Raw genomic sequence first — 18,672 nt, 5'->3', positions numbered from 1 at the left:
TCTGTCATGTTCTCCCCGTTCATCATCGGTCTGGGCGGAACGCTGCGGGAGGGCTCGTCCAGCGAGTCCGCGCTGCGTGTCGCACTGGACGCCGCGGAAGAGAGCGGAGCCCGTACCGAGCTGTTCGGTGCGGGCGCGCTCGCCGCGCTGCCGATGTACGACCCCACCCGTCCGGCCACCCCCGCGACCCACCGGTTGATCACCGCGCTGCGCGAAGCCGACGGCGTGATCATCTCCTCGCCCGGCTACCACGGCTCGGTCTCCGGGCTGGTGAAGAACGCGCTGGACTACGTCGAGGAACTCCGCGAAGACACCCGGCCCTACCTGTCCGGCCGCGCGATTGGCTGCGTCACCACCGCCTACGGCTGGCAGGCCGCGGTCACCACCCTCCAGGCGTTGCGCACGATCGTGCACGCCCTGCGCGGCTGGCCGACCCCGCTCGGTGTCGCGATCAACGCGGCGGAATCACCCTTCGGCCCCGGCCGGCCCCCGGCCGAGCGGGTGCTCTCCCAGTTGCAGACGGTGGCCCGCGAGGTCACCCACCTCAGCCGTCTCGTCGCCGCGCCTCCGGCCGACGCGGCCGTCGCCGGTCTGGCCGGGTGACGGCCGTGACGGTGACCGACCAGCCCGCGCAGCCGAAGCTCAAGCGACGCGGCGTGAGCGCGACCCTCATCGTGGTGTGCCAGAGCTCGCAGGCTCTGGCCTACGCCGGGATCGCGTTGTTCCTGCCGTTGATCCGCGCCGACCTCGGCCTGAGCTTCGCCCAGGCCGGTACCCTCGCCGCGGCCTCCATCGCGACCTACGCGGTGATGCAGCTGCCCGCCGGCTACCTCGCCGACCGCTTCGGCCCCAAGAGGCTCTTCCTGCTCGGAACGCTCGGCACCAACCTGCTGGCGTTCACTTTTCCACTGCTGTCGGCGTACTGGCCGCTGGTGGCCAACCAGGCGGTCTCGGGGATCTTCCGCGCCCTGATGTTCGCACCCGGCATGCTCCTGATGTCGGCGCAGTTCTCCCCCAGCCGGCGAGCCACCGCGATGGGCCTCTACGTCGCCGGCGGTTTCTCCTCCAACATCTTCCTCAACTCCCTCGGCCCGATCCTGGTCGGACCGCTCGGCTGGCGGACGCTGTTCTTCATCTTCGCGATCTTCGGCGTGTTGATGATGGTGCTCTACTGGCGACTGGGCAATGAAGGCCCCACCGTCAGCACCGCCGCGCCGCTGCGGCTGAGCGAACTGATTTCCCTGTTGCGTCAACGGGTTCTGTGGCTGTGCGGGGTCGTGCAGTTCGTCCGTCTCGCCGTGGTGCAGGGCATCATGTTCTGGCTCCCGACCTACCTCGTCGTGGCCAAAGGCGCGTCCTTGCAAACGGCGGGCCTGATCATCGCACTGGCCGCGGCGATCACCGCACCCGCCAACTTCTTCGGCGGTTACCTCTCCGACCGGCTCAACCGCCCCCTGCTGATCATCGGGATCGCCGTCGCCGTGCTGGCTTGCACGCTCGTTGCCCTGCCCCTGACGCAGACGCTCCCGCTGGTGATCGTGCTGGTCGCGTTCCAGGCGATCTTCGTGCAGATCTACTTCGGACCGCTGTTCGAAGTGCCGATCCGCAAGCTCGGCGCGCGCGTCGCCGGTGTCACGAGCGGGTTCTCGAACATGTGCGCGAACCTCGGCGGCCTCACGTTCGCCTACACCCTCGGCGCGGTCAAGGACGCGACCGGCTCCTTCGACATCGGCTTCTACACCATGGCCGGCCTGTGCGTGGTGGCCCTCGGCGCGAGCTTCCTGCTCGGCCGGTTGCCGGATTCCGCATAGTTCCTCCGCAGCGAAAGGAAGAACGGATGTCGACGGGACAGCGCGACGGCGCGGACGACGACGACTCGATCGGCAGCTGGCTGCCCGGACTGCCCAACGACCTGCTCACCCCGCCTCGCCAGGACCGCAGCCGGCGCTCGATGGCGCAGATACTCACCGCGGCCGAGACCGTCTGGACCCGCGACGGCCCTGGTGGCTTCACCATGGCCGCCATCTCCGAAGAATCGGGAATCTCCATCGGTGGCCTTTACAGCCGCTTCAACGGTAAGCAGGGACTCGTGCTCGCCGTCAAGGACCAGTTGCTCACCCGCCTGGAGCACGACGTCGCCGAACGGCTGCGTGATCACGGCAAGGGGCTCGAGCACACCGTCCGGGAGCTGATCACGTGCCTCGCCGGAACCGACCTGCGCACCGCCGCCCGCCCCCTCGGAGCCGGCGACAGCGACGACGAGCTCGACGCGAGAGGACTGCTCACCCGGACCAGGCTGCTCGCGTCGTTCCGCGCCGCCGCACTGCGTGACGCCGGCGAAATCCGCCATCCCGACCCACAGCTCGCCCTGGCCATGGTCTCCCACGTCGCATTGAGCGCACTTGCCGCCCTGCCCGGCAGCGACGTACCGGCCTCCCACGACCAGGCCAGAGACGAAGTCATCACCCTGTGCCTCGGCTACCTGCGCGGGGGTGCGACTCCCCCGTCATGACCTGCGCCGCCGAGGCGCCCGGTATCCTCGGCACCGTGGGATCCGACAAGAGCCCGCTCGGCTTCCACCCCCCGCAACAGGCGCGGAGCCGGGCGGCATTACAGAGGGTGCTAACCGCGGCCGAGCAGGTGCTGGCCACGACCGGGTCCGACGAATTCACAATGGCTGCCGTCGCCCAACGCGCCGGTGTGTCCGTCGGCTCCATCTACAGCCGTTTCGCCGGCAAGGACCAGCTCCTCATCGCCGTCAAAGACCGGCTGCTCACCAGCATGGAACAGGAGCTGGCCGTCGCGTTGGGCGCCGCCGACGGGGGCCTCGCCGACGTCGTCGCCACCTTCACCCGTGCCCTCGCCGACGGTTTCTCCGCCGGCGCGCACGTCATCCCCTACGTGATCGGTGGCGAGCGCAACAAGGACGTCGCCGAACGCGGCGTCCGCGCCCTCGCCACCCTGGAGCGGCTTTTCCTCAACGCCGCCACTCGCCACCTCGACGACGTCCGTCGCTCGGATCAGATGACCGCCTTGGTCACCGCCGCCCACACGATCACCGGTGCCTGCATTCACCGCACCCTGTCGCTGCACGTCTGGCCCGACGGAGCCTCGTGGAGCCGCTGGGCCACCGAGGTTTCCAAGATGGCAACCGCGTACCTCACGAGCGAGGACGACGATCCCGACGGATCCTGACCGTTCGCGACCCTTCGTCAGCCCGGCGGGTGCTCGCCATGGCGAGCACCCGCCAGACACGGGTCCCGGCGCCGGCTAGCCCCGTCGCCCTGGTCGGGTTAGTGCATCACCGCTCTGACTGGTGATGGCAGGTGTCGCCCTGAATGCGCAAATCGTCAACCGCACTCCTCGCAAGGTGGCCTCAGTCGAGGTGGTGCGCATATTCAAGGGTGCATTATTCAAATGGGCGTGCTCAGATGTTCGATGGCGCAGCCGGGCTGAGTGGCGGATCGAGACGCGGGTGACTGGCGATCACAGGCCATCTTGCGCGTAGGAGCTCAAGAGCGGTAGCGGCCGACTGTCGACGATCGTCTTCATCACCAGGTCTGCGGCACCCGATCCGAGCACGGCAGCAAGCGAGTCGAACAGAACGCCGGCCACCGCGATCGGATCCGGCCTGCCCCGGAACCGGCACCGGCTTTCACCGCGGCGTGGCCGCTCGCCCCCGGAACCTTGGTCCCCGCTGCGCGAGGCACTACACGAGCAGTCAGGCACGGCAGTCGTACAGGGTCTGGGGGCCGCCCATCATGGCCATCGGGGACGAATCCTGCGTGACGGGCCTGGCCGAGCCGCCGTAGGCCACCGGGTCGACCGGCGTGCAGTGCTGCTCGATCCACTGCTGCCGCTGCCCCATCGCGGCGCCCATGCCGCCGAACCCACCGCCGGCGAATGGGGCGACGGCTCCGCCGGCGCTGCTCAGAACGAACTTGAGCTTGTCTTGGGCAACCCAGCCCGCGAGCTGGCCGACGGACGGTGCGTCGTCGGCGCCCATGAAACCGCCCATGCCGATCACCGTGTCGTCACTGCCGATGACGTAGCTCGCCGAAGTCAAGGCCGGGCTGTTGACGGCCAGCGTGATCGCCGCACCGTCGCCGTGCTGCTTCGCGTAGTCGAGGATTCGCCGCTGGTCGGGGGTCAACCGGCCCGAGGACGGATCACCCATGGCCGCTGACCCTTCGCCCGTACCGGGCCGCCCCATCCCCGGCATACCGGCGGGCATCGCGGGCATTCCGCCGAACCCGCCGCTCGCGGGGCCGGCCGCGGGTATCCCCCCGAACGACGCCGCCTGGACCACGGTCCCGGCCGACCAGACGCCCGGCACGAGCAGGACCGCGGCCAGGCCGGCCACCAGCGCGGACCGGCCGAGCGAAGCACGCCACGATGGGGAAAGCCGACCGAGCACCAGTCCGCCCACCGCGAGCGCGGCCACGACCAGCACCGCCCAGCGCGCCCAGCCGTGCCAGGAAGCGGACCGGGAAGCCAGCACGAACGCCCAGGCCGCGGTCAGCGCGACCGCCAGCGGCAGCAGCAACCACCCGAGACCGTCGCCGTTCCGGTAGACGCGCCAGAACCGAACGAGCCCGGCACCCGAGATCGCGGCGATCGCCGGCGCCAGCATGGTCGTGTAGTACGGGTGCCAGATGCCCTGCGCGTAGCTGAACACCAGCGCGGTGACCAGCAGCCAGCTGCCCCAGAGCAGCCAGCCCGCACGCTGCGCCGGTTCGGCCGGCAGCTTGGCCCGCGTCCGGCGGATCCAGGCGACGGCGACCACCGCCAGCACGAGCAGGGACAGCGGAAGCAGCCACGAAATCTGCTCGCCGACGCCGGCGCCGAACATCCGGCCCAACCCCGTTTCGCCGCCGGAGAACGCGGCGCCGAAGCCGGACGGCAGGCTCAGGCCGGCCGGGAGATCACCCGGCAGCCGGCCGGGGAAGCCGCCGCCCGTGGACGGGTTGTTGTCGCCGCCGAACACCCGGCCGAAACCGTTGTACCCGAAGATCAGGTCCCAGGCCGACCCGTCGGAGCTGCCGCCCATGTACGGCTTGTCGCCCGGCCACCAGTCGTGCAGCGCCACCCACCAGAACGACGAGACGGTCAGCACCCCGCCCGCGGCGAGCAGGTCCAGGAGCCTCCGCTTGACGGGAGCGTCGGTGCCGGCGAAGTAGGCCACCGCGATCCCCGGCACGACGATCCACGCCTGCATCATCTTGGTGACGAAACCGCAGCCGACGAAGAACGCACACCAGAGCAGCCAGGCAGTTCGTCCTCGGCCGGCCGGCGCCTGGACTGAGCGCGTGAAGGCGTAAGCGGCCGCGACGAGCAGCAGGACCAGTAGGGTATCCGGGTTGTTGTCGCGGTTGATCGCCACCGTGATCGGGGTGAACGCGAGAACGAGCGCGGCGAGCAGCGCCGCGTTCTCCCCGGCCCACAGCCGGACGGTCCGGTGCAGCAGGAACACCGCGGCGACGCCCTCGATCACCTGCGGCAGGAGCAGGGCCCAGCCGTGAAAACCGAACACCAGTACCGAAATCGCCTGCGGCCACAGCGACATCGGCGGCTTGTCGACCGTGAACACGCCGTAGGAGTCGAAGGACCCGAACAGGAAGTTCGTGAAGCCGCTCGTCATCGACTTCACGGCAGCCGAGTAGTAGTTGTTCCCCAGCTGGCCGTCGCCGATCTTCCACGCGTACAGCAAAGCGGCCACCACGCAGATCGTCGCGAGCGCCCAGCCCTGCCGGCGTCCGCCCATCCGGAAGCCTGGTACCGCCGGTGATGGGGCTGCTGCCCCGGCGACGACGCTCACTTGTTCTCGTCCTTTCGTTCGGTGGTGAAGACCCAGGTGCGCAACAGCAGGAACCGCCCCGCGGTGCCGAGGACCGACGCCACCAGGAGCACCGCCAGTTCCAGCCACCGGGCCGGATGCGGTTCGAGCCACTCCAAAGCGAGCAGAGCGGCGGAGGTGAAGGCGTAGTAGAGCCCGAAGACCACGAGCCCCTGTAGATGGACCCGGCCGCCCGTCTTCCCTGCCTCGGTGAAGGTGAACCTGCGGTTGGCCTCCGTGTTGAACAGCGTGGTGACGGTCAGCGCGGCGAGGTTGGCCGGCAGCGACGGCCACCACAGCCGGAACAGCCCGTAGAGCGCGAGGTTCGCCACGGTCGAGAGCACGCCGATCGCGGCGAAGGACAGCATCTGCCACGACAGCGCTCCCTCGGCGCGCCCCAAGACGGCATCGGGGTGCGCGGCGCGCGGTTCGGGCCGCCTGGGCAGGTCCGGCACCCGCGCGGCACCGGATGCCTTCGCGCGAGCCACCCGGATCAGCCCGCGAATGTCGGCGATCGCGGTGCCCGCGATGTCGACCCGGCTGTCGGTGTCCTCCACCCAGTCGACCGGGACCTCGTGCACGCGCAGGCCGTTGTGTTCGGCCAGGAGCAGCAGTTCGGTGTCGAAGAACCAGGCCTCGTCCGCCACCTGGGCCAGCAGCTTGCGGACGACCACGGTGCGGGCGGCCTTGAAACCGCACTGCGCGTCGGAAAACCGGGCCCCGTGGGTGAGCCTGATCAAGCCGTTGTAGCACCGGGAAACGAACTCCCGCTTCGGGCCGCGCACCGTGCGCGCGCCCGCCGCCAGCCGCGAACCGATGGCGAGGTCGGAATGCCCGTTGACCAGTGGTGCGACCAAGGGTAGGAGGGCGTTCAGGCCGGTGGACAGGTCCACGTCCATGTAGACGACGATCTCGGCGCTGCTGGCCTGCCAGGTTTCGCGGAGCGCGAGGCCGCGGCCCTTGCGGTCGAGGTGCCGGACTTCGACGCGGTCCAGCTCCTCGGACAGCGCGTGAGCCACCTCGAGAGTGGCGTCGGTGCTGGCATTGTCGACGATGACGATCCGCCAGGCGAAGGGGAACTGCTCGGACAGGAACGCGTGCAGCACCCGGACGCAACCGGGCAGTGCCCGCTGCTCGTTGTACACCGGAATCATGATGTCCACGGTGGCGGTTCGGAACGGTTCGGTATCCCGATGTTCGACGGGGTGCCCTCGGGTCGCGCTCGCCGACAAGTCCTTCTCCGTTCGTGTTGGCTCGGGCAGGAAACAACGCGCTGTGTCCGGTCATCCGAAGATGGCGCATGGCGGGTGAAAGCCGCCTGGAATTTTGCTGAGAAGATCATGAAAGCCCGGTTCTCACCCGGTCGGGCTGGGCGGGCCGAGGTAGCTTTCCCGGCGGAGACCCCGGAGGTGCGATATGCGGCTGCTCGTCGTGGACGACGACCCGGACGTCCGGGAGAGCCTTCGGCGAAGCCTGGAGTTCGAAGGCTACGAAGTGGAAACGGCCCGGGACGGGGCCGAAGCATTGCGGCTGCTGCTGACCGACCAGCTCGGCTCGCGCCCCGACCTCGCGATCCTCGACCTGATGATGCCGGAGGTGGACGGGATGGAAACGTGCCGCAGGCTGCGCGCGGCTGGCGATCGCCTGCCGGTGCTCATGCTCACCGCCCGGGACGGTCTCGGCGACAAGGTGATGGGATTGGACGCCGGCGCCGACGACTACCTCGTCAAACCGTTCGCGCTGGAGGAGCTGCTGGCCAGGGTGCGCGCCCTCCTCAAGCTGAACCGCGGTCCCGTCGAGCACGGGCAGACGGAACGACCTGCCCGGTGCGAAGACCTCCGGCTGGATCCTCTGACTCGCGAAGTGACCAGAGCCGGGGAACCGATCACCTTGACTCCCACCGAATTCGATCTGCTGGCGGTCTTCCTCGACGCGCCGGGCAAGGTGCTGAGCAGAGCGCACCTGCAGCGGGCCGTGTGGGACCACGACCCCGGCTCGAACAACCTCGACGTCTACATCGGACACCTGCGCCGCAAGACCGAAGCCGGCGGCCGAAGCCGCCTGTTGCACAACGTCCGCGGCGTCGGCTTCGTCCTGCGCTCGGGCTCATGACCCGGTCACGCCGGCTGTCCCTGCGGGCAAGGTTCACGCTGACCACGGCATGCATCGTGGCGGTGGCGATCGCCGGGATCAGCACGATCACGTGGATGACGACCCGGGACCGGCTGCACGCGCAGCTCGACCAGGCACTGCTCGACCTCGTGCCGCCGGCCGGAGCCCAGCCGCCGCCGGACGTCCCCCCTCTCACCCCGGACTGGCTGTGCCGCACAGCGTCTTCGGATCAGGGAGTACAGCGCTTCCGCGAAGACCTCCAGTTGCTCCGGGCGGGCGGTGGCTCCTGCGCACCGTCCGGTGTGGATCAGATCGTCACCTCCGCCCAGGACCGGGAGGTGCAGAAGACGACGTTGCGCGATGGATCGACGCGGTCGGGCGCGTCCGTCCGGGTGCTGCTGCAGCCGATCGGGGAGGGGAACGTGCTGGTGGTGAGCCGGAGCCTGGCCGAGATCGAGGACATCCTCACCCGGCTCCGCGACAAGCTGGTGGTGGTGTCCCTGCTGAGCGGCGTGCTGGCCGCCGCCGCGAGCCTGCTGCTCACGCGGCGCGCGGTCGCGCCGGTGACGCGCTTGACCGCGACCGCGGAGGAGATCGCCCGCACCGAGCACCTCCACCTCCCGACCCCGCTCTCCGGCGACGACGAGGTCGGCCGGCTGGGCCGCGCGTTCACCGCGATGATCGCCGCTTTGCAGGAGTCGCGACGGCGGCAACGTGACCTGGTCGCCGACGCCGCCCACGAGCTGCGTACCCCGCTGACCAGCCTGCGGACCAACATCGATCTGCTGGCCCACAGCGAACGGACCGGCCGGCCGATCCCAGCCGGGCAGCGCACGGAGATCATCGACCGGCTCCAGGTCCAAGCGGGCGAATTCAGCGAGCTGGTCGCCGAACTGGTCGTCCTCGCCCGCGACGAGCGTGAAGCGGAGCGCGAAAAGGTCGAGGTGCACCGGGTGATCGACCGCGCGGTCCGCCGGGCCCGCAGCCGTGCGCGGGATCACCACTTCGACGTCGCCTGCCGTCCCTGGACGGTCACCGGCGACGCCGGAGCCCTGGAGCGGACCGTGCTCAACCTGCTCGACAACGCGGTCAAGTTCTCCCCCGCCGGTTCGACGGTGCGGGTGCGGTCGGAACCGGGGTGGATCACGGTCGGCGACCAGGGGCACGGCCTCGCCGAGGAGCACTGGACGCAGGCGTTCGAGCGGTTCTGGCGCGCCCCCGGCGACCGTGCCGTTCCCGGCTCCGGGCTCGGCTTGGCCATCGTGGCCGACACCGTGACCGCGCACGGCGGAACCGTCCGGTTCGCGACCCCGGCGGACGGCGAAGGTTCCTGCGTCCGCGTCGAGCTGCCCCTCGCCTGATCGGACTGGCCGCGTGACGTGTCACTGGTGCCGGGAATAGCATCACCACCAGCGCACAACCCCATAGATCGACCCGCTGGACCAGTGCGTATCAGTTGGCAAGCATGCCGGTGACCAGCTCGGTAGTGTCGTCGTCCACCTCGATCTGGAGCGAAGCGGCGATCGAACTCAGCTTGTCCGCGATCTCACGCACCGCAGCGACATTGCCTGCTCGGTATTCGACACGGAGTAGGTCGCGGTAGAGCAGCTCGCTGACGGGGTCCGCCTGCAGCCCGCGGACGACCGCGCGGCGGGCCGCCGTAACGTCGCCGAGCTTCTGGCAGGCAGCAGCCAGCGCGTGGGCCACCTCGACGATCGCGTCGATCATCTCGCGCTGGATCCACGAGCTCCAGGCGTATCGGTCCGCCGGCACGTTGCTCAGGGGCAGGCCCGAGACCAGGTCCATGGCTTGCTTCAGCTGGTCAATCGATGTCTCGGGGTCCGCAAGACCACGCCGAGACAGGTCTCGAAATCGGTCTCAGTCGGTCTCGAAGGAGTCCGAGAACCGATAACCACCTCGTCTCGCGTCGACGTTCGGCAGGTACAGCTCGCCGTCGGCGTCCCGGCCGAGCCAGGTGCGCAGCCGTGAGATGTAGCCCTGGCGGGTCGCCGCGGACCAAGGGTTGGTGTCCGTGCCGAGCTGGCGGGAAATCTCGTCCGCAGTCACCCCAGGGTGGAGGCTGAGGAACGCTGCCAGCTCGGTCAGCCGGTTGAGCGCTGCGCCGGTGATCACCGCATACGGTGCGCCTCCCGCTCGGACGCGGCCGCAGTCGGCGAGCACGTCGACGGTCTCCAGCTCGACGAACAGGTCGGTGAGGCGTCGCCAGTCCAGGCTTTCGGCTTCCCGCGGCGATTGCGGTCTCGGCAGCAGGTGGTGGCGCGCTGTGCCGTCGGGCAGCACCAGCAGCTGGCTTGACATCGCCCGATGCAGCGGCATCGAACGGGCCTGAGCGAGGACTTCGAAGGCGCTCGGCCGGCCGTAGCTGCCGTCGGGGTCGAAGACGTCCAGCGCCTGGGCGCCGGTCGGGTCGCACTCGGCCATCACGGCGTGCCGGGGCCAGACCCAGGTCAACGCCGACACCGCGGTCGACACGCCCGGGCTGCCCTGCAGGGACGCGAACGCGATCAGCATGCCGGTCACCCGCCCTTCGGCAGGGCGACGATCGCGACACCGCCGGCCGGCGCCCGGCCCGCGACCTGCACACCATCGCGCTCCGACACGATCACGTCGACGACTTGCCCCGACGAGCGATGCGCCGCGTACGTCGACCAGTCCTACGGCTGCACCTCGAAGGCGAGATCCGGCCGCACACCGAGCTGGCCGGACGCTGCCTTCCTCCTTCGACGGCCAGTCCCGACATCCAGGTCGACACCGGCCGTGTGCGGCACGTCCGCGACCTACGGCACACGCTCACTCACCTGCGTGCCGGACTTCGGCACTGGCGAGGTGCCTTTCCCACAATTGGGATGCGTTGCGCAGCGACAGAGGTGGAACGGGCGGACATCCGGGTCAAGATCGTCGTGGGTGTCTCCCCACCCACGACGCAGGGAACCCGCTCTACCAGGACGGCGCGGGAATTCAGGGCTGGCGCTGAGCTGAGGTTCCGGCCCGAAGCGGAACCGCGTTACGGGACGCGAGGCTGCCGCGGATCGACTGTCCGAAAAGGACGGCTACGGCGGCGGCCGTCCAGCGCAGTACTCCAGCCGCACTCGTCCGCGAGCCACCAAATGATTCCTCGACTCTGTGGGAGCGCGGTTCGCGTCTCGACGATCACTCCGCCCAGCCGAACTGCGTGATCGGCGCGTCCAACGACACCAGGGCCTCTGCCCGGGCCCGCGACAACAGCTGAGCGTGCCGGTTCTCGTCGACCGGCTGGGCCTGGTCGGCGCGCATCAACGGGATACCCGACTCCACGTGGTAGAGGCGACGGATCCGGGGGTTGTACAGGAGTTCGTCGGCCGCGAAGTAGAGCAGAGCGCCCTTGTCGATCGGGCAGGCCAGCACGCGGAGGAGGCGTTCGTCGAGGGTCACCGGGGTTCCTTCGTGGAAAGCGCGCCCAGGCGCGGGTCACCGATGGTCGTCAAGGCCGTGCCGAACAAACGCACGAAGCGGTTCGCCGCTGCTTCGTCGAAGAGCGCGAGCCGGTAGCGGAAGCAGACGTGCAACTCGCGCCGCACGGTGATCACGCCGAGGGACAAACCGCGAGGCATCGGCGCCGGCGTCGAAAACCACATGCCGTCGATCCGGGTGCCGGGGCCGAAATCCAGCGGCTCGCGGGTGATACCGAGGTTCGACACCAGCGAGGTGTCGCTGAACCGACGTGCGCCAAGCCGGTGGGAGAGGCGTACCACCCGCGACCGCGCATCGATCGGGCCCCAGGCCGACGCCAACGCCGACGTCACCGGGTCGAGCTGCGGCCCGCCGCGGTTCTTGGCCCGCACAGTCTGCCTGGCGACGTCGCGGAGTGTTTGCTGTGGACTGTCGCGGACGTCGACGTCGATGCCGGCCAGTCGACAGAGGTTGCCCAGCGGCTCATCGTCCGGCCCCGGCTCTCGGGCATTGATCGGCATCGTGATGCGCAGCTTCCCGCCCGCGACGGCGTGTGCTTGGTTCCACGCGGAGATCGTCATGGCCAGCGCGGCGATCAGGACCTCGTTGACCGTTTGCGGCCCCGGCGCGGAGGAGCGGCAGGGTACGACGACGTGTGCGCACCCGTACCCGGGCCGGGGCCGGTCGCGATCAGCCGCGACTCGCGCCGGGCGCCGCAGCCGGTTCCTCGGCGACCGGTTATCGCTGGACTGCGGTAGGCGCACAGCCAGCGGATCGGCCGGCACCGGGTCCGGCCGGCCGGCGTACCGGCGCGCCACGGACCGCAGCAGGCGCAGGCACGACATGCCGTCCAGCGCCGCGTGGTGCGCGCTGAGGAACACGACGTCCCGGCTCGGGCCCACCGCGTGCCGAACTTCGACCACGGTGGACTCCAGCGGCGGCGCACCGGACAAGATCGATTCCCGCAGCCCGGCCAGCTCCTCCGGCGTCCGCCATCGGATCAGCCGGAGCGCCGTGTCCGGCCGGTCCGGGATCTCCCACTCCAGCCGGCGGTGCCAGCCGCGATGCGGAGCCCGGCGAGCCCGGGCGAGCGGATGGGCCGCGAGCGCCGCCGCCACCGCCTCCCGCAGCCGCGCCGAGTCCAGCCGGCCGACGACTTCCGCCTCGAGGAGGACGCAGTTCGGCTCGTCCGGCCGGTCCAGCCAGCACCCGAGCTCGTCGACGAGTGTGAACGGCACCCGGACCACGCCACCGCTCAAGACCGCACGCTCCCACGGCGAGGCAAGTGCGGTGTGAGTGCGGCCGCGAGCGCGGCGAGCGCGAGTACCTGGGCCGGACCGCCGAACGAGCCGTCGCCGAGTGCCACCCCGTGCCGCCCGACGCCGGCGACGGCGAACGTGCCCGCACCGAGCATCGCGACAGCGGCGACGATCGGCATCCACCGCGGCTTGACATACGCCAGAGCGGCGAGGATCGGCACGAGCACGGCGGCGAACCCGCCTACTACGACGAGCAGCGCGGTGACGGCGACGAGAGCCGCCCACACACCACTCCGGCCCGCCTCGGCTTCGGTGTCCACAATCCGCGCCGGAGCCTGCCGGCGGCGTCGGATTCCCTCCACCAGCGCGGCCAGGACCAGCCCCACCGCCGCGGCGCTCGCGACGACGAGGGTCACGCGGTACACCGTGCCGGGTGGGAAGGACAGCGTCACGGTTCCGCCGGATCCCTCCGGCAGAACGAACCCCTGCTGCCACCCGTCGAGTTCCACCGGGGTGAGCGGCTTGCCGTCGAGGCTCGCCGTCCACCCGCTGTTGAACGCCTCGTGCACCTGCAGGTACGACGTCGTGCCCGCGCCGACGTCGACCTGACGGCGCTCCGGTCCCCAAGAGAGCACACCCACACTGCGTCCGGCGGACTCAGAGGCATCCTTCCGGGCCGCCGCTGCGACGGTGCTGAGGGTCAGATCCGTCATCACCAGTGGCCCGGGACCGCCCGCCGAAGACAGCACGTGCCGCCCGGCGGCGAGCGGCAGGGTGCCCTCGTCCGCGCAGACGCCGAGGACGATCGACCGGAAGTCCGTGAGGTCCGTGCTCGTGGTCTTCGCCGAGGTCGGGTAGGTGTGGCCGTCGACCACCAGTTCCGGCCCCTCGCCGCAGGGCAGGTCGACCGGTGTGTCGGTCTCCCGGCCCGCAGTGATCAGATCGGCCAGCGCCGGGACGTACAGCTCCGCCACGCCCACCACCGGCGGCGTGACCGGGCCGAGCGTTGCGTCGCCCGTCGGGGCCGCTGACAGCTCCGGGAAGCTGATGTCCAGGTGGTCGGTCGTCAGGGCCGGGAACTTCACGTCGCCTGTGGACGGGACGGGCGTCGTGCTGGTGTTGGGTACGGCGACCTCGCGGGTGCCGTCGGTACCGGTGATCCGGATCTTGGTGGGTGTCGCGGTGACGCCGCTCGCCGGCACGATCGCCAGTTCGTCGATCTTCCGCGCCCCGGACCAGCTCAGGTGGACGACCGGGTCCGGGCCTCCGGCCACCCACGGCGTCCGCCAGTTGCCGTCGACCAGGTTCGCCGCGCGGAACTGCGGCAGCGCGCCCCAGCTCGAGCTGGCCGAGGCCTGTACCGCGGGCTTCGCCGCGGGGGTGCGTTCGAGCAGCGCGTCCAGGGCGGCTCCGGGGGTGGCGACCGCCGTCGCCGTCGCGACCACATTCTCGGCCGAGCCCGTGTCGAACGTCCGCGCGAGATGCGGCTCCGGCTGACCACCGCCGAGCGGCGACGGCGATGTCGCGTCCCGGTGGAAGGAGATGACGGCGGGGGTACCGGCCCCGGCGGCGTGCAGGTACCGGGTCACCTTCACCCCTGGAATCGCGATGTCCCGGATGCCCGCACCCAGCCCGGCCACGCCGCCGGCGGTGCGGCCGATGGTGATGCGCAGCCACGACGCGCGTCCGGCGGGCACGCGTAGCGGTTGCAGGGTCCCGGTGGCGGCCAACTCGGTCGTGGCGCTCCCGGTGTCGGTGGTGACCACGGCGCGCTGGATCAGCGGTCGGAGCGTGCTGTCGTCGAGCAGCCGGACCGGCACCGCGGCCGGGAGGTCCGTGGGGTGTTGGAAGTCGATGCGCAGCCATTGCCCCGTCGCCCCGGCGGGTGTTCCCGACGTCCACGCCGTCGCCGGGTCGCCGTCGAAGGCGTTCACCGGGTCGTACTGGGGCGTCCGCCACAGCCACGACCCGTAGGACGACGCGGTCACCGCGGCGGCACCGCCCAGCTCGGCGACGGTCTGATGCCCGTCCGCGTAGTCCGGTACCAGCTGCCGGGGTTCCGCACCGCCCGCACCATGCGGATCGTCCGGCGGATTGGTCTCCCCGGCGGTGTAGGTGTAGGACCGGTTGTCCCGGATCAGGCCGAACGCCGTGTCCTGCCGCCGCATCCCGTCGGTGAGCACCTCGGTGGCGGGCCGATCGACCCGACCGGCGTCGCCGTTCATGACAACCGCCCGGTCGCCGAGAACCCCTTGGTTGGCCAGCTGCAGCAGCGAACCCGGATCACCGTCGACCTGCACCGCGGAATCCGCCGGCCGCGCCACCGCCGGGCCGTCGGCCGCCGTGCCTCGAGCCTCGAAGATTTCGACGGCCGGGTACTGGCGCAGCAGCGCGGCCGCGGTCGGTGACTCCCCGGAGCCGGCGTAGCCACCGGTGGTCTCAGGCCCGAACGAGGCAGCGCGCGTGAAGCCGGACAGCAGCAGTGTTTCGTGGACCACGTCCGGCGAAACGTAGTCCAGCTGAGTCGGGTCCAGGTCGTTGCGGACGACGACGTAGTGCACGCCGGCACGCGCGAGGTACGCCGCGAGTCCCGGTTGCGGACTGCCTGATTCCAAGGCGTCTTCGGCGGCCTGCACCATCGCCTGCGAACCCGCACCGGAATACGGGACGAGTGTGCGCTGGACCCACGGCGACTTCGCCAAGGCTTCGAGGGGTTCGTCGACCGGGGCGCCCCAGGTGTAGGTGCCGTGGGAATCGGCCGGGGTCACCAGAGCCGGCGAGTTCGGGGAACGCTCGGCCAGGAAGTCCGCGGTGTCGCGCCAGTAGGACGGCAGGGCGGCGAACGAGCCGGACTGCAGCACTCGCCCGGTCAGGTACGGCTGGCAGAGTCCGACGAGGACAGCCGCGGCCACCAGAACTGCGAAGACCCGGCCCACCACGGCGCGGCGGGCTCGCACCCGTCGGCCCACCGGCCGCCGGACCAGGGCGTGGGTGATGCCGAGGGTCGTGGCCACCGCGAGCACCGGCTCGAACTTGTAGACGTTGCGGAAGGGCGCGAGCGCGCCGTCGAGCCAGTGCTGCACCGCGGTGCCGAACAAGCCGCCCGCCGGCCCGGCGTACCCGGCCAGCAGCACGAGCGCGGCGAGCCCGGCGGACAGCCGCAACCACTTGCCCTCCGGCAGATCGCGCCGGGCGAGTCCGGCCAGTCCCACGGCCGCCGCGACGGCGGACGCGCCGATGAGCAGCGGCGTGGACACCACCGCCCAACCGGCCGCGAGCCAAGCGTTGCCGAAGTGCAGATAGGCCACCCAGTTACCGCTACCCCGCAGGACAGCGACCGCCGACGTGGTCTGGGTGGTGTTGGCGGCCTGCTCGATGAACGGCAGGAAGTCGAAGCCGTACGCGGCCTGCAGCACCAGCGGGAGCGCCCACCACGCCGTGGCCAGCACCACCGCGAACACCCACCAGAGCGCGAGCGACAGAAGCCGCCGGTCCCGTTTGCGCGTGAGGAGGAAGCACACGGGGAGCACCAGGGCCGCGATCGTGGAGGCGGCGTTGACGCCACCCATGAACAGCACCGCGACGCCCGACCGGCAAGCGGCGAGCGGGACGGACCCTGCGCGGGCACCACGAACCAGGGGCCGCACCGCCCACGCGGCGAGCAGGCCGGGAAGCACCGCGGCGGAAGTCGAGCCGACCAGGATGGTGTAGGTCGGCCACAGCGCGAACACGGCGCCGGCGAGCAACCGGGTCGCCGGGTTCCCGACCCGCAGCGTCTCGGCGAGCCGGACCAGGCCCCAGAACCCGGCCGCCACCAGGAGGGACATCCACAACCGTTCGGTGAGCCAGACGGGCAGGTGCACCACCTGGCCGAGCCACGAGAACGCACCCATCGGAAACGCGTAGCCGATGGCCTGGTTCTGGACACCGCCGAACCACTGCAAGGGATTCCACAGGTGCCCGAGCTGCGCGTAGAACCCGGCCGGGTCGACGTTCACCCCGAGCTTCGTGTCGAACGTCGCCTTCCCCGGGCTGCCCGCCGCGAACAGGACGAACATCAGCGCCCAGACGCCGATCAGCCACCACCGGCTCGCCACACGCGAAGCGTCGCCAATCGGTACCGTCGCGCCTGCTCTCGGCGGCCGCTTCGAGGGGTCATCGGGTTCGATCACCGCGCTCAGCGGCGTAGTCGGCATGGTCATCGCACGCGCTCTCACTTCGTCTTTCGGAGGACCAGTACGAGGTTCCAGGTGAGCAGTTCACGCAATCCGGGGACGCGCAGCAGGATCCGGGCCGGACGTGGGTAGTACCGCGGCCGCGCGTCGAGCAGGTCCGTGTCGCGCCGCCCGGACACCAGCTTCAACACCTGTCCGATGTGGAGCGGGAACAACGTGTGCCGGAAAAGGTTTTTGGGCGGACGGCCCCGCCTGCGGGTGTAGCGCCGCGCGGCGTACCCACCGCCCAGGTAGTGCCACGGCGATGTCTCGTGACCGCCCCACGGCGAAAGCCAGTTCGTGAACGAGACGTAGACGATCCCGCCTGGCTTGGTGACCCGGACCATCTCGTCGAGGAAGTCGCCCGCGTCCGGCACGTGTTCCAGTACGTTGGAGGAGAAGCAGAGGTCGACCGTGCTGTCACCGAACGGCAGCCAGTAGCCGTCGGCGATGATCGTGCCCGGTGCCGCGGTCCCGACCGCGGCCAGCTCGCGCCGGTCGGGCTCGACGAGGTAGTACTCGGCTCCCCGTGCCCGCATGGCGGTGCCGAAAAAGCCGGCGCCGCCGCCCACGTCCAGCACCGTGTATCCCGCGAGCGACGTGTACTCCGACAGTTGGTGAGCGGTGTCTTCCGCGAGCAGAGCGTAGAACCGCTCGGGTCGCGTCTGTTCTTCGCGGAACGCGCGGTACAACGAGAGAGAGCGCCGCAGGCCGGTCTGCCGCGAGGTGCGCTCAGGCAGGCTCGTCACGAGCGGGCCGCCACTGGATCCGGCCGCTCGACGCGGTCGGCGGCCCGGGTCCGGCGCGCACCGCGGACGGTCTGCACAACACCCAGCGCCGCGAGGACGATCCCGGTCACCAGCAAGACCACCGGCACGTCCGTCCCGGCCATTTCCAGCAGCTGGTCACCTTCGACAGCCTGAGCCAATGTGGCGTGCACGGCCTCGGGGGACGGCGCGACCGTCAAGGTGGACAGTGTCAGCAGGTCGGTGGTGCCGCCGGGCAACCGGGCCGTGGTCGTCGACCGCTGGGTGACCGAGATCGGGCTGCCCGATACGGGGTCGACGAGCATCTCGCCGCCGTCGTCGCGGTAGTAGGTGTCCAGGTGCGCCATTCCCGGCTGCTCCTTCAGACCGGCGAGTGCGCCCGGCACGTCGAGGGTGCCGATCTTGGTCGGCGGGACGCTGCCGACGAACTTGTACAGCGTGTGGCCTTCGAGGGTCACGTCGCCGGCGTAGGTGACCGGGTGCGCCTTCTTAACGAAGGGGTTCCAGTACTGGTAGGTGCCTTTGGTGACGTGGAAGGGGAACTTCAGGTAGGCATTGCCTTCGTGAGCGGAGGTCTCGCCGCAGCAGTGCACCGGCAGGTTCGTGTGCCGGTCGAACACGTAGCGCTCGACCATCCAGTTCATCGCCATCCGGGGGTCGTGGAAGGCGGCCGTGTCCGGGGTGTCGACCTGGGTCGAGATGTCCCAGACCGCGACTCCGTCCGGTCGGCCGGCGTCGACTTGCCCGACCAGCCGGACAGTGATGGTGAACTTGCTCGGTCCCTTCAGCCCGGTGCCGTCGAAGACGCTGCCGGTGGCGATCTGGGTGCTGGTGGCGTTGATGTCCGCCGGGGACTGTTCGAGCCGGGGAAGCACGTACCAGGGCACGAGGGGTGCCATGGCGAGACAGAACGCTCCGAGGAGGACCAGGGTGAAGGCGGTCCGCGGGTGCCCGGCCGCGCATCGGAAACGGCGCAACATCGCACTTCCTGTCGTCGCTGACATGGCTGCACGACCTCGTGGTCGCGGGGGACG

15 protein-coding genes are annotated in these 18,672 nt (G+C 70.4%); 6 read left to right on the top strand and 9 right to left on the bottom strand.

Annotated features, from left to right (window positions below):
- The first annotated feature begins 6 nt into the window (after positions 1-6).
- The 4 genes from ACZ7OH_RS26905 to ACZ7OH_RS26890 are packed head-to-tail and all read left to right on the top strand — an operon-like array spanning position 7 to position 3,195.
- Positions 7-603 carry an NADPH-dependent FMN reductase gene (locus ACZ7OH_RS26905; protein ID WP_470283324.1) on the top strand — a complete coding sequence of 199 codons (597 nt, stop codon included), beginning with the start codon at positions 7-9 and terminating at the stop codon, positions 601-603.
- Between the two features lie 5 nt (positions 604-608).
- A complete protein-coding gene (locus ACZ7OH_RS26900) occupies positions 609-1,811 on the top strand; it encodes an MFS transporter (RefSeq protein WP_470283323.1) in 1,203 nt (400 codons plus the stop codon).
- Between the two features lie 26 nt (positions 1,812-1,837).
- Positions 1,838-2,512 (top strand): TetR/AcrR family transcriptional regulator, encoded by a 675-nt coding sequence (locus ACZ7OH_RS26895; RefSeq protein ID WP_470283322.1) that lies wholly within the window; start codon positions 1,838-1,840, stop codon positions 2,510-2,512.
- Positions 2,513-2,547: 35 nt separating this feature from the next.
- Positions 2,548-3,195, top strand: coding sequence for a TetR/AcrR family transcriptional regulator (locus ACZ7OH_RS26890; protein WP_470283321.1), 648 nt, complete (start codon positions 2,548-2,550; stop codon positions 3,193-3,195).
- Between the two features lie 526 nt (positions 3,196-3,721).
- Here the strand turns inward: ACZ7OH_RS26890 and ACZ7OH_RS26885 are convergent.
- Complete coding sequence (locus ACZ7OH_RS26885; protein ID WP_470283320.1) at positions 3,722-5,764, bottom strand: ArnT family glycosyltransferase; 2,043 nt, start codon at positions 5,762-5,764, stop codon at positions 3,722-3,724.
- A gap of 50 nt (positions 5,765-5,814) precedes the next feature.
- Positions 5,815-7,068, bottom strand: a complete 1,254-nt coding sequence (locus ACZ7OH_RS26880; protein ID WP_470283319.1) for a bifunctional glycosyltransferase family 2/GtrA family protein — start codon at positions 7,066-7,068, stop codon at positions 5,815-5,817.
- A gap of 184 nt (positions 7,069-7,252) precedes the next feature.
- Here ACZ7OH_RS26880 and ACZ7OH_RS26875 point away from each other — a divergent pair, with 184 nt between their 5' ends.
- Complete coding sequence (locus ACZ7OH_RS26875) at positions 7,253-7,948, top strand: response regulator transcription factor (RefSeq protein WP_470283318.1); 696 nt, start codon at positions 7,253-7,255, stop codon at positions 7,946-7,948.
- Positions 7,945-9,309, top strand: a complete 1,365-nt coding sequence (locus tag ACZ7OH_RS26870) for a sensor histidine kinase (protein WP_470283317.1) — start codon at positions 7,945-7,947, stop codon at positions 9,307-9,309. Before ACZ7OH_RS26875 ends, ACZ7OH_RS26870 begins: the two co-directional genes overlap by 4 nt.
- 91 nt (positions 9,310-9,400) lie before the next feature.
- On the opposite strand, the gene ACZ7OH_RS26865 is transcribed toward ACZ7OH_RS26870, so the two are convergent.
- The 7 genes from ACZ7OH_RS26865 to pgfA all read right to left on the bottom strand — a co-directional run bounded on the left by ACZ7OH_RS26865 (position 9,401) and on the right by pgfA (position 18,618).
- Positions 9,401-9,811 carry a bacterial transcriptional activator domain-containing protein gene (locus ACZ7OH_RS26865; protein ID WP_470283476.1) on the bottom strand — a complete coding sequence of 137 codons (411 nt, stop codon included), beginning with the start codon at positions 9,809-9,811 and terminating at the stop codon, positions 9,401-9,403.
- A gap of 15 nt (positions 9,812-9,826) precedes the next feature.
- Complete coding sequence (locus tag ACZ7OH_RS26860; protein WP_470283316.1) at positions 9,827-10,480, bottom strand: hypothetical protein; 654 nt, start codon at positions 10,478-10,480, stop codon at positions 9,827-9,829.
- Between the two features lie 639 nt (positions 10,481-11,119).
- Entirely contained in the window at positions 11,120-11,380 is a 261-nt protein-coding gene (locus ACZ7OH_RS26855) for a Trm112 family protein (RefSeq protein WP_470283315.1), read from the bottom strand.
- Positions 11,377-12,516 carry a condensation domain-containing protein gene (locus ACZ7OH_RS26850; protein ID WP_470283314.1) on the bottom strand — a complete coding sequence of 380 codons (1,140 nt, stop codon included), beginning with the start codon at positions 12,514-12,516 and terminating at the stop codon, positions 11,377-11,379. Before ACZ7OH_RS26850 ends, ACZ7OH_RS26855 begins: the two co-directional genes overlap by 4 nt.
- Before the next feature lie 137 nt (positions 12,517-12,653).
- The gene (locus ACZ7OH_RS26845) at positions 12,654-16,754 is read right to left on the bottom strand and encodes an alpha-(1->3)-arabinofuranosyltransferase domain-containing protein (RefSeq protein ID WP_470283313.1); all 4,101 of its coding nucleotides are present in this window, start codon (positions 16,752-16,754) and stop codon (positions 12,654-12,656) included.
- Between the two features lie 116 nt (positions 16,755-16,870).
- A complete protein-coding gene (locus ACZ7OH_RS26840) occupies positions 16,871-17,620 on the bottom strand; it encodes a class I SAM-dependent methyltransferase (RefSeq protein WP_470283312.1) in 750 nt (249 codons plus the stop codon).
- Complete coding sequence (gene pgfA, locus ACZ7OH_RS26835) at positions 17,617-18,618, bottom strand: cell envelope lipid trafficking protein PgfA (RefSeq protein ID WP_470283311.1); 1,002 nt, start codon at positions 18,616-18,618, stop codon at positions 17,617-17,619. The genes ACZ7OH_RS26840 and pgfA overlap by 4 nt, the downstream gene beginning before the upstream one ends.
- Positions 18,619-18,672 lie beyond the last annotated feature (54 nt).

The organism is Amycolatopsis sp. NPDC114478, from assembly GCF_055633805.1.
This window is presented reverse-complemented; position numbering and strand designations above follow the sequence as displayed.

Bases quoted from the DNA above. Each gene is read 5' to 3' on its own strand.
- ACZ7OH_RS26905 (WP_470283324.1), top strand. From the start codon at position 7: ATGTTCTCCCCGTTCATCATCGGTCTGGGCGGAACGCTGCGGGAGGGC.
- ACZ7OH_RS26895 (WP_470283322.1), top strand. From the start codon at position 1,838: ATGTCGACGGGACAGCGCGACGGCGCGGACGACGACGACTCGATCGGC.
- ACZ7OH_RS26885 (WP_470283320.1), bottom strand. From the start codon at position 5,764: ATGGGCGGACGCCGGCAGGGCTGGGCGCTCGCGACGATCTGCGTGGTG.
- ACZ7OH_RS26875 (WP_470283318.1), top strand. From the start codon at position 7,253: ATGCGGCTGCTCGTCGTGGACGACGACCCGGACGTCCGGGAGAGCCTT.
- ACZ7OH_RS26870 (WP_470283317.1), top strand. From the start codon at position 7,945: ATGACCCGGTCACGCCGGCTGTCCCTGCGGGCAAGGTTCACGCTGACC.
- ACZ7OH_RS26860 (WP_470283316.1), bottom strand. From the start codon at position 10,480: ATGCTGATCGCGTTCGCGTCCCTGCAGGGCAGCCCGGGCGTGTCGACC.
- pgfA (WP_470283311.1), bottom strand. From the start codon at position 18,618: ATGTTGCGCCGTTTCCGATGCGCGGCCGGGCACCCGCGGACCGCCTTC.